The sequence below is a fragment of the Ruegeria sp. BHSA163 genome, assembly GCF_059613365.1.
This window is the reverse complement of record NZ_JBXWSJ010000090.1, coordinates 1-10,068: the sequence shown is the minus strand read 5'-3', so window position 1 is coordinate 10,068 and position 10,068 is coordinate 1. Positions and strand designations below refer to the sequence as shown.

Annotated in this window: 12 protein-coding genes; 4 read left to right on the top strand and 8 right to left on the bottom strand. The window is 52.3% G+C overall.

From position 1 onward, the window contains the following. Nucleotides 1-229 precede the first annotated feature (229 nt). Entirely contained in the window at nt 230-1,156 is a 927-nt protein-coding gene (locus tag AC2FNV_RS22485) for a class I SAM-dependent methyltransferase (RefSeq protein WP_496774574.1), read from the bottom strand. A 95-nt stretch (nt 1,157-1,251) separates the two neighbouring features. Here AC2FNV_RS22485 and AC2FNV_RS22480 point away from each other — a divergent pair, with 95 nt between their 5' ends. The 3 genes from AC2FNV_RS22480 (at nt 1,252) to AC2FNV_RS22470 (ending at nt 4,400) form a co-directional block, all read left to right on the top strand. Beyond that, a complete protein-coding gene (locus tag AC2FNV_RS22480) occupies nt 1,252-1,404 on the top strand; it encodes a hypothetical protein (RefSeq protein ID WP_170607361.1) in 153 nt (50 codons plus the stop codon). A 329-nt stretch (nt 1,405-1,733) separates the two neighbouring features. Further along, nucleotides 1,734-2,147 carry a DUF1810 domain-containing protein gene (locus AC2FNV_RS22475; protein ID WP_170607621.1) on the top strand — a complete coding sequence of 138 codons (414 nt, stop codon included), beginning with the start codon at nt 1,734-1,736 and terminating at the stop codon, nt 2,145-2,147. 489 nt (nt 2,148-2,636) lie between these two features. Next, nucleotides 2,637-4,400 carry an adenylate/guanylate cyclase domain-containing protein gene (locus AC2FNV_RS22470; protein ID WP_170607623.1) on the top strand — a complete coding sequence of 588 codons (1,764 nt, stop codon included), beginning with the start codon at nt 2,637-2,639 and terminating at the stop codon, nt 4,398-4,400. 262 nt (nt 4,401-4,662) lie between these two features. Here the strand turns inward: AC2FNV_RS22470 and AC2FNV_RS22465 are convergent, their stop codons facing one another. Further along, nucleotides 4,663-5,070 (bottom strand): (R)-mandelonitrile lyase, encoded by a 408-nt coding sequence (locus AC2FNV_RS22465; protein ID WP_170482864.1) that lies wholly within the window; start codon nt 5,068-5,070, stop codon nt 4,663-4,665. A 172-nt stretch (nt 5,071-5,242) separates the two neighbouring features. Next, on the bottom strand, nt 5,243-6,139 hold the full coding sequence (locus tag AC2FNV_RS22460; RefSeq protein ID WP_170607625.1) for a LysR family transcriptional regulator: 897 nt from the start codon (nt 6,137-6,139) through the stop codon (nt 5,243-5,245). A gap of 116 nt (nt 6,140-6,255) precedes the next feature. Here AC2FNV_RS22460 and AC2FNV_RS22455 point away from each other — a divergent pair, with 116 nt between their 5' ends. Continuing rightward, nucleotides 6,256-6,498 (top strand): hypothetical protein, encoded by a 243-nt coding sequence (locus AC2FNV_RS22455; RefSeq protein WP_170482858.1) that lies wholly within the window; start codon nt 6,256-6,258, stop codon nt 6,496-6,498. Between the two features lie 119 nt (nt 6,499-6,617). On the opposite strand, the gene AC2FNV_RS22450 is transcribed toward AC2FNV_RS22455, so the two are convergent. The 5 genes from AC2FNV_RS22450 to AC2FNV_RS22430 all read right to left on the bottom strand — a co-directional run. Next, nucleotides 6,618-6,779, bottom strand: coding sequence for a hypothetical protein (locus AC2FNV_RS22450; protein ID WP_170482855.1), 162 nt, complete (start codon nt 6,777-6,779; stop codon nt 6,618-6,620). 764 nt (nt 6,780-7,543) lie between these two features. Further along, nucleotides 7,544-7,750, bottom strand: coding sequence for a hypothetical protein (locus tag AC2FNV_RS22445; RefSeq protein ID WP_170607627.1), 207 nt, complete (start codon nt 7,748-7,750; stop codon nt 7,544-7,546). Between the two features lie 128 nt (nt 7,751-7,878). Then, nucleotides 7,879-8,766, bottom strand: a complete 888-nt coding sequence (locus AC2FNV_RS22440) for a LysR family transcriptional regulator (protein ID WP_170607629.1) — start codon at nt 8,764-8,766, stop codon at nt 7,879-7,881. Between the two features lie 352 nt (nt 8,767-9,118). Beyond that, nucleotides 9,119-9,379 (bottom strand): hypothetical protein, encoded by a 261-nt coding sequence (locus tag AC2FNV_RS22435; protein ID WP_496774570.1) that lies wholly within the window; start codon nt 9,377-9,379, stop codon nt 9,119-9,121. 139 nt (nt 9,380-9,518) lie between these two features. Continuing rightward, nucleotides 9,519-10,068, bottom strand: a 550-nt coding sequence (locus AC2FNV_RS22430; protein WP_496774569.1) for an IS6 family transposase, incomplete at its 5' end; no start/stop codon positions are given.

Here is a 10,068-nt window from a genome sequence, read left to right as displayed (position 1 = left end):
GGCCAGCGGTCAGACGCACCGCGCAAACAGGCCGGACACAAGACCGCTTCTGACCACACACCCCTCACAAAAATGTCTTGCTTTGCAGGAGCCATCCACACAGGACATAGCTGCCGTTTTCGCGTCGTTTTGAATGTCCGCTTTGTCTATGGAATTCGCGATACGTGAGGGAATGAAAATGGTTTCTTACACTTCACGATACAACCTTCAAACTGTGCTGTTTCAAAACTCAATGTGGCTTTAACCGACAAAGAGAAAACGACGAGGCGTCGAGCTGTTCGATTGGAAAGTCCATTACATCAATACTGAGCCCGAGCGCCGCAATGTAGTCTACAATGCGCGCGCTGCCATAAAGGTGATCGAGCACAAAGAATCCTTGCTCAGTGGCAAAGTCGGATACCTCGTCGGGAGCCACATTGAACAGGAACGGTTCTCCCGCCCCCGCAACGACATTTCCGATGTCGTCGCTTTCGCCCATTGACTGGGAAACACTCTCCGTAGACGCAAAACTTGTCAGAAAACGGGTTGCTGGCGACCGGTTGGACCTTACCATCTGATAGACTTCAGCGACCTCAGCAGGCGGTACATACTCCAGCGAGACTTCGGCGATAAATACAGTACCAATGTTGTAGTTGTAATCGAGTTCTAAGAGTTTATTGAGGGTCGTCTCCCTGGCAAAATCCACTGCGGTATAGCGGATATTGGGCGGAACACCGAAATTGCGGGAAATCAGGAAGCGTTTGGCGGCTATCGTTTCAGGTCGATCAACTTCAAAAACTGGGACTTGGCTATGACTGCCTGACAAACGCAGCCCAATTGTGTCAAGTCCAGAACCAAGGACTACGATTTGTTGAGCACCGTTTTCCAAAGCTTGTTCGGCCCGGCTCTGCATGAAAGTCTTGCGCCACAAAACGGAAGCGACAAGTCGCCGAGCTATTCCATTTTCGTCTGCGAAAGTGAGCTCGGATTGCCAGTCGGTCAACCGGTCAAGAATGTGCTGACCATCGACCGCCCCCTCAGCGAAAAGCCGCTCCGCAAAAGGATCGAAAAAGACATCTCGATAGGTCGGGTTTCTATTGACCATCGCGCAAAAGGCACAGACCCCAAGGGCCGTTCGGCTTAAGCCGGGCTGGGCTGTTTCTGGGACATAGAACACGACGGGTTCCCCACGACCTTGTTGGCATATAGTTTTAGAGATCATCTATTTTGGTTCGAGTCAAAGATGGCTGATCCACTCTCGGGATGCTTCCAATGCTCCCTTATTCATCGCACCCCTACGAAGAGCCGGTGGTTTTTGTGGAACCCTGTGTTCGCACCCTCCATATTCGGGGAATGGACGAGGACAACCCCAACAGGTTCTGGAACAATGAAACCGAAGACTGGGTGCCGAAGGAACACCGTTAGAAGGCGCCAGAACACAGCCGAGGACGTCACCCGAGACCTGACAATCGCCGCACCCTGGCGAATCAACAGGTTGGGCTCGAAGCGGTTGTTCGCTGCGTCTCGCGCCAATGACCGCTATGCGGAAAAAGCAGAACGTCGATGCAGAGATAGAAGCAACGGCTTTGCCTTCTACAGGAGCACATCGTAAGAAACCGGAAGTGGGAAGCTGTCCTTGATGCGCTATGCGTTCACTTGGATGGTGTCGATTAGAAAGTTCCATTACTCGCCTCCTAGAGATGATAAAACAAGCCTCAAGAGTTTTCATTCATTCAGCTTCGGGGGAACACTTAATGTATGATCTTCTGCGGTTCGCAAAGGCACAGGAACACGGTTACGAGCGCGCGCTGGCTGAGATCGAACGAGGTATGAAAACAAGCCATTGGGTTTGGTACATTTTTCCACAAGTTAAAGGACTAGGGTTTTCTGAGAAATCACGGTGGTTCGGGATCGAGGACTTGGGTGAAGCTCGAGCTTATCTCAATGACCCCACGCTCGGTCCTCGATACGTGAAGTGTGTGAACGCTCTGCTTTCAAACTCTGAAATTCCGATCAAGGAAATTATGGGGCCTCTGGATGCCAAAAAACTTCAGTCTTCTTTGACACTGATGCTGGCGGCAAGTGGGGGGGAAATTGTCCAAAAAGCTATCGACGAGTTCTATGACGGAAAAATCTGCGAAAAGACGATGCAGATACTCTCGCGTTAATTCATTTGGATAGCCTTAGTTCCGTTGGCAAAAGTCCACAGAGCTGTCGTTCGTTGCAACTTGCTCCAATGCATGCGACGTGAACCAAGCCGACGTTCAGGACAAAAATTTTGAAGTTCCTACTGTGAATGGCTGCTCCTCGCAAAAGCGGACGGTGGCGGAAATTTGAGCGATGGCCTTGTTGCGGACAATGCCGACATTCTTCGACACAACCTTCGAAACACCGAAAATGCACGACTAGTTCCATGGACGCCAGAACATATCAAGTGGCGCCGTCCGCTCGAAAATTCGTTGTAACTTCTAGTTTGACATCGGGTTAAAGCGCGGCGCTGGATGAAACTTCTCTCTCACAGCATCGTTGCTCCAAAACCCAGTGGTCGCCAATAGAGTTTAGCTTAGACGCCGCAATCTTGTTGACCGGGAGATACAATCAAAAACTGGATTTCAGTTGTTTCTGAGTCTAGTTTCAGCGTTTAGGGAGGTGCGTGCATGAAACGAAGACTTGCTGCAATACTTGCAGCAGATGTCGTGGGTTATTCGCGCCTTGTCCGCTCCAATGAAGAGCGTACGTTAGAGCAATTGCGAGAACTACGGGAAAACCTCATCGAGCCCGCCTTTGCAAAACACGAAGGCCGTGTAGTCAAATGGATGGGCGACGGAGTGCTGACGGAGTTTGCAAGCGCTGTCGACGCGGTTTCATGCGCTTATGATATTCAAAAGTCTATCCATTCACGCAACGGAGACTTCCCAATTGATGAGGGGATTACTTTTCGCGTCGGCATCAACATCGGCGACGTCGTGGTGGAAGGTGATGACATTCAAGGCGATGGGGTCAACGTGGCCTCAAGGTTGGAGACGCTGTCCGATCCTGGTGGGATTTGCATTTCGGCCTTAGTCTATGAACAGATCAAGCACCGCCTGGATGTGCCTTTTCAAGACGCGGGTGACCAGCAGGTTAAAAACATTGTAGAGCCAATCCGCGTCTGGAAATGGGTGGGCGCGGCAAACGAACAAGCAACTACTAAAGAGCCCAATTCAGAGTCAGCCCTGATTTCAACTCCCAAGCTGCCAGACACTCCGTCTATCGCGGTTTTGCCGTTTGACAATATGTCAGGCGATACCGAGCAGGAGTACTTCGCAGACGGCATGACAGAGGACCTGATCACCGACCTTTCAAAATTGTCTGGCTTGTTAGTCATCGGTCGCAACTCTTCTTTTGTTTACAAAGGCAAGGCCGTAGATCTGCGACGCGTCGGTAAGGAGTTGGGTGTGCACTATGTCCTTGAGGGCAGTATCCGCAAGGCCGGCAATCGGGTTCGCATGAACGCGCAGCTAATTGAAACAGCGAATGGAACCCACGTATGGGCCAATCGCAGGGACGGAACGCTAGAAGATGTTTTTGACCTGCAGGACGAGATTACAAGAGAAATTGTCGATGCGCTGTCTATTGAGTTACGGGAAGGTGAGGAAAAGCGTCTTGGCAGTCAATACACAGAGAATATCGAAGCGCGTGACTGGTTTATTAAAGGGCGGCTGCGCTATCGTGAACCGGGTCCTCAAGCCAACGCCGAAGCGCAGTTACTGTTAACCAAGGCTTTAGAAGCTGACCCAAACTTCGCGTATGCAATGGCTGTTAGAAGCTACCTGAAATTCCATGCTTGGTTCTTCAAGTGGAACAGCCACCACAACGCGTTCGACGAAGCATTGGCTGAGGCCGAACATGCAGCCAAGATCGATCCTAACCTAGCCGCGGCTCACGCGTTTCTGGGTTGGATGCATATGTGGGGCGAGGGATTCGAAAGAGCTCTTTCTGAGCATGAGACAGCTCTATCATTGGACCCCAATTCCTCAGATGGACACTTGTGGCAGGCTTCTTCACTTATCTACGCGGGAACGCCGGAGTTGGCAATTGCTCCCATGGATCGAGCAATGCGGCTAGAACCGCATACTCCACCCATTTACCTTCTGAATTATGGTCACCTGATGTTGCAGCTTGACCGCTATGAAGAAGCGATCGAATATTTGCAGGCAGCAATACGAAACGCTCCTCAGTTCCCTATGAACTACATATTTTTGTCGGCGGTAAAAACTGCGCAGGGCAAATTGCAGGAGGCCGAGGAAGCCGGCATGAGACTTCTCGGATTGATCCCTGTAGCTACGGTATCCACACTGAGTTCCCAATTGCCCTACGCAAAGGAAGAGCACAGACAAAAAATTGTTGCGGGCCTGAAAGCCGCAGGATTGCCAGATTAGTGAGACGCAAAGAAGCCCGCTTCGGGCTCAGAAGTAGACATTCGCTGCACCAGGCATGAATGACTGATTTAAGTGGGTGGTTGAGGAGGCCAGAAATCCAGAAAAGTGAAAACGCGCTGTGCGGGCCTCTCAGGGACGAAACGAGGGCCGCGCTCCGGAGACGAAAAAATCCGTTACCCCCCTTTAAATGGGCGTACAATGAGTCAGGAAGGACTCTGGAGTGGTTACTCGGCTGCGTCTTGCTCGGTAGGGATCACGCGCTTCATTCTGCGCGCGCTGCGCTGTAATCCTCGTCTGAGACATGCTCCATCCAATCCGCAGTCTTGCCCTCGACAGACGTCTGCACAGCCAGATGGGTCATCGCACAGTCTGGCGACGCGCCGTGCCAATGCCGCTCTCCTGGTGCGAACCACACCGTATCGCCAGGGCGCAACTCCTGCACTGGCTGCCCCTCAGACCCAGCCAGGCCCAAGCCCGACAAAACATGCAGCGTTTGACCGGCAGGGTGCGTGTGCCAAGCTGTCCGTGCGCCGGGCTCAAAAGTCACCGCAAGAATCTTGACCGGCGAGGGATCATTCCCTGTCACAACGGGATCAAAGCGGACCGTGCCGGTGAAATACTCATTACCGGGAAATTGAGAGGGCCGGTCCCCGGCGCGGTGAATTTTCATGGTGTGCTCCCTTGTTGCGCTGCTCTTGGGGGCTTAGCAGAGTTCCGATTTTAAACCCAGAGGCGCGCCGGGTCGACGCGGCCATCTGAGCACCATTGTCGAATGCCTAGAATGCGACTGGAACCGGTCCTCGGTTTTAACAGGACCTACGTCCTAGTCGCTGACGAAGTCGTCAGTTTTTGCGCAAGGCTTCCGTCATGTGATCGATGAAGGCCCTGACCTTTGCAGGCATGAAATTCCTGTGCACAAATACTGCATAGATTGGCTGTGCCACAGTCTCGTACTCGGGCAGTATACGAACTACTCGGCCGTCCGAAATCATGTCCTCAATCAGATAATCCGCGATCAACCCCACAGCCCCGCCTGTAAGGATTGCGTTCCTCGCCGCGTTTGGAGAGTTGACAACGAAACGCTCTGGCAAGGAGTAAGACACCGTTTCGCTTGAAATCGGGAACTGGTTTGTGCGCCCCCAAGTGCCGCTGATCTGTTTGACCAGCAAATGTTGATCCAAGTCGTCAAGCGAGGCTGGCATCCCATTACGGGCCAAATATTCAGGGGTCGCTACAAAGAGGAGGCGCTGCGAAAAAATCTTTCTCGCTTTCAAAGAAGAGGATTTAAGCTCTCCGGATGTCCCGATGCGAACCGCTAGATCGAAGTGTTCTTGAATTAGGTCTACTTTACGGTTCGAGATTTCGAGCTCCACTGAAACCTTGGGATATTTTCGCATGAACCCCGGAATGGCCGGTGCAATGCGTTCCTGTCCAAAGGCCACAACGCTGGAAATACGCAGATGTCCGGCCGGAACGCGCTTTCTTTCACGGATTTCCTCTGAAACCGCCTCAAGCTCGTCTACAAGCACCGCCCCCTTCCGAAGAAAATCTTCGCCCTCCTCGGTCAAGCTGATACCCCGAGACGAGCGGCTAAAAAGACGAACTCCGAGATCGGCCTCCAACTCCGTTATCAATCGGCTCACAGAGGGTGGAGAGCTGTTCATACGCCGCGCCGCCGCTGCGAAACCGCCCTGCGAAACGACCTCTTGAAACACTTTGATGGCTTTGAACCTATCCATCGGTCCACCAATCCGGAAACTGGAACACTGCGTTTCGACCTTAACGCATTCCATCTAAATCGCGAAAAGCAATACCCTTAAGGCAGACTTGGCTAAATCAAACGATGGAGAAAATGATGACACAGCGCACACCGAAGAGCCGCCTTACCGACTTTGATTTGATGATAATACGTGCCGATGGTCGAACCGAGGCCGAGTTGGAAGCTATGGTTCAAGCCGGTTTTGGCTTCGCTATTATGAGTTCTGCATGCGCGTTTGTGGCCGATGGTCTGTACAGGCTGGTCCTGTTTCTAGAAGCGGGAGCGCGGCGGTCGGTGGAAGCATCGCATCTGCGCTTGTCGACCAGTTCCACGAGATGACGATGGGTGCAATCGTTCAGGCACGTATCCTGCGGCTACCGCACGCAGTTCGTGGTATGGTCCGCTTTGGGCTCGAAGTGGACATTCGCTGCACCAGGCATGAATGACGGCTCTGCGGACTAATGGTCCTTAGCACTGGCTCCAAATGGCAAGATAGCGCGGCGGGTAAATTCTTCTGACAAGACCCTCAACGCAATCATTCGCTGCAGCTTAGGGTTTGCCTCTACCGCCCCAATACTCCTTATCAGGTCCTTGATATCCAGCCCCTTCATAGCTGTCATAGCTGCACACCCTCACAACAATGATTACGAAGAGTGCCATGAGGATTGCTCTGGCAGTTGGGGTTTGGAGCAAGTATTTCATTATTCTTGTTTAATATTGCACGTTTGAATTGGCAAAGAAGTCCCGCACCTTTTCATTCATCCCGCCAGCAGAGCCGTACTAGACGCAAGCGAACTGACACTGCTGGCCGCATCGGGGGCAGATCGCTTCCGCGGCGAACTTGGCGAAGGCGTCGCCCAAATTCCATGGTGCAGCAAAACCAAATCGGACCCCAGCGTTGAGTGCCCTAGCTGGGTGTATACTCATGACACCATTAAAGGATTGAGCTGTTAGCACCGATTTCGCGAGCATCACCCGTTACATCTTTGGCAGAAAGTGACGCGCTTTTGGCAGAACCTCGCAAGCCTACGTCGAGCGCGTCATCCATATCCAACGCGTAGATTGGAATGGAGATGGACGGATGCCGAATATCGAAAGACTAATTGAAGAACCAACGCTTGAACGACTCAACAGAACCAAAGCGAAAATGGTAGCGCAGGGTTGGAAGCCCATTGGTTCACCCGTGAAATCCGAGGCGGGCTATTCCCAGCTCATCCAACGAAACTGCTGTCTGTGCTGAGTTCCACCGGTGACATACTTCGGCAGAAACTCTGACGATGTGGGGATCTTCCTCAGATATTGGGGCATCCCCAAGTTGCGGCCTCGTACCGCATCTGTTTGCTGCGGTTGCACCATCGTTTCTTCGGTTTTTCAAGTTTTGCACTTAGGCAGGCGAAACTTGAAAAACCGGAGGGCCAACAACACGACCTGACTGGCCTGCTATCGTTGGGGTGACGATGTCGCTTTCCAGGTGATCAAGCATGAGAATTGTGGCTTGCTCATCTTTGTGCATAAGCGCCGAATACCCAACGACATCCGCGGCTAGTATTGCCGCCAACCTTCGTTGCAACTGTTGTCCCTTGTTCGACATGCGTTCGACGATAGATGAAGCGGCCTTCTACTCCAACTGCCTGAATACGAGGTTCGCTCGGGGCTCTTTACCGATGCTCTCCGTCCTTGGCATCCGCGTCAGTTCGCGGCCCAATGCGGGCATAACCACTACTTGTAGATTGCCGCGTAGCGAGGTGCGAAGAACTTAACGAAGGCTCTAACCTCTGGCCGGCGATAGGCTTCCGGCGAAATGAGCAATAGGTGCGGGACCGCAAGTTCGGGGATTTCGTCGAAACATCGGATAAAAGACATGTCTGTTTCAACCAGCTTGACGTTGCTGATCCCAAGGCCTTGCCCTGATCTGATCGCTGCATGCATTAGCTCCAGTTCGGTGAAAGACATGACTATCTGGTCCGGCTCCACGTGATTGGTCAACCATTCGTGGAATACATTCGGTACATCGTCCCGCTGAAAGGTAACAAACTGATGCCCGGCCAGATCATTCGTTGACCCCGGTAAGCCAAATTTGTCCGCGTAATTTCTGCTGCCGAACAAAGACCAGCGGGCCGTGCTGATCTTACGACAGATCAGGTCAGGATCGGGATCGGTTCTTGCAAGGCGCAAAGCAATGTCGGCCTCGCCCGCCATCAGGTCCAGCGCCCGAACGCTGGATAAAAACTCGAATGCTACATCCTGATTGTCGGCGGAAAACTCGTTTACGATTTCAATCATGCGTGCGGAGAAGTTTGCCGAATAAGCGGTGATACGGACGGGTTGTGTCGACGTCATTTCTTTCGCGCAATCGGTAAATTCAAGGACTGAAGCCTCGATTGCTTCGGCGAGGGGAACGAGGCGAAGGGCTTCTGGGGTCGGTTTGAACCCGTGCGTACCGCGCTCAAACAGCGTCAAACCTGTTTCTCTTTCGAGAACATCAATGCGTCGGGCAACCGTTGGTTGGGAGACCTTTAGCTTTCTAGAGGCCGCAAGCGTCGACCCTTCTCTGAAGACAGAGAGGAACACACGAATATCCGACCAATTTCGGAACCCGTTCTTCATTTTTGTAGAACAGCACAATTTTGTGCCGGATACCAGAAAAACGGGTGAACAATTACTGTTGTTGCGACAGCGCAAGTAACCCGGAAAGGACCAAGAGATGGCTTCCCATACAATGTCTCCTAGCATCTGGACCTTATTTGTTGGACTGATCGGTCGGACCAAGAGAGGCTTCTCCGAAAACCAGAAATCGCGGCCTAAGGACAATGATCTTCACTCGGAACGCGACTACATTAACGAGGTGATCTGGAGTAATCCTGACGCGTTTTCGAGTGACCTGGACGTGCAGAACATGATGAATTTGTATCCGGGAAGGTTCTGACGACATTTGGTGACAATCGGCCGAACGAACCCTTTAATGCGACCCACGCGGGCGACGGTTCTTTCGAGAGTTCACCGACTTCGACGAAGAAACCTCTTGGGACAACTTCATAAGCTGTGTTTTCGGCACCACCAAACGTTCCGCTAGTTCGACGTCGTCACTCAACAAGGCGCGACAAATTTCGTCCTCCAATTGATTTGCCAAACTAAGTAACGCGCTCGCGGTTTTGACGGAAGTTGAGGTCTCTCTAACGAGCGCAGCGCGGTTCAGGTTGTTCGATGAGATCTGCGGCATGGTCTGTCTTCCCCACTGGCTTCATACGCAAGTTTATCCGCATCAATTCGCCGAAACCGTTGACATATCGTTGCTGCATCGTTGAAGGTGCTGTCAGACGAATTCGAACCAGTCTCTGGTAGGCCAGTGACGCTGTCCTTTACTCCATGCCAAGTTCGCGCCACTCGGCAAGAGCGGCGCTGCGTGTCAGCTTGAAGGTGTCTCGGCTGGTGAGCGATCGCTCCTGATTGAAGTGGTTGTAGACAGAGGAATGAACGGCGGCAAACTTTTGCAAACTTCGCATACGCCTGAAACGCTGCATTGCGCGTTCTCGTCGTCGGAACGGCAGGTGCGAATTCTCAACCCGATTGTTGAGCCACCTGCCCGTCTGTTGTTTTTCCAGAGCACCCAAATCTCTGAGCGCCGCCTTGTAGGATGCAAAGCGATCTGTGACTACTTCTTCAGCTTTGCCGTGCCGCTTCATCAATTTTTTGAGGAATTTCAGTGCTGAAGCTTTGTTTCGGCGCTTCGTGACAACCGCTTCTAGCACCTCGCCTTCGTGATCCACAGCCCGCCAGAGATAGTGGCGTTTGCCATTCACCTTCACAAAGACCTCGTCCACATGCCACTTCCATTTCGAGTATGCACGAAGTTGCTGAACACGCTTTCTTCGAATCTCTGCAGCAAACATCGGACCGAAGCGGTTCCAC

What these genes read in the sequence shown, in the direction of transcription:
- AC2FNV_RS22480 (WP_170607361.1), top strand. Translation starts at nt 1,252, where the DNA reads ATGCTCCCTTATTCATCGCACCCCTACGAAGAGCCGGTGGTTTTTGTG.
- AC2FNV_RS22475 (WP_170607621.1), top strand. Translation starts at nt 1,734, where the DNA reads ATGTATGATCTTCTGCGGTTCGCAAAGGCACAGGAACACGGTTACGAG.
- AC2FNV_RS22470 (WP_170607623.1), top strand. Translation starts at nt 2,637, where the DNA reads ATGAAACGAAGACTTGCTGCAATACTTGCAGCAGATGTCGTGGGTTAT.
- AC2FNV_RS22465 (WP_170482864.1), bottom strand. Translation starts at nt 5,070, where the DNA reads ATGAAAATTCACCGCGCCGGGGACCGGCCCTCTCAATTTCCCGGTAAT.
- AC2FNV_RS22460 (WP_170607625.1), bottom strand. Translation starts at nt 6,139, where the DNA reads ATGGATAGGTTCAAAGCCATCAAAGTGTTTCAAGAGGTCGTTTCGCAG.
- AC2FNV_RS22455 (WP_170482858.1), top strand. Translation starts at nt 6,256, where the DNA reads ATGACACAGCGCACACCGAAGAGCCGCCTTACCGACTTTGATTTGATG.
- AC2FNV_RS22450 (WP_170482855.1), bottom strand. Translation starts at nt 6,779, where the DNA reads ATGACAGCTATGAAGGGGCTGGATATCAAGGACCTGATAAGGAGTATT.
- AC2FNV_RS22445 (WP_170607627.1), bottom strand. Translation starts at nt 7,750, where the DNA reads ATGTCGAACAAGGGACAACAGTTGCAACGAAGGTTGGCGGCAATACTA.
- AC2FNV_RS22440 (WP_170607629.1), bottom strand. Translation starts at nt 8,766, where the DNA reads ATGAAGAACGGGTTCCGAAATTGGTCGGATATTCGTGTGTTCCTCTCT.
- AC2FNV_RS22435 (WP_496774570.1), bottom strand. Translation starts at nt 9,379, where the DNA reads ATGCCGCAGATCTCATCGAACAACCTGAACCGCGCTGCGCTCGTTAGA.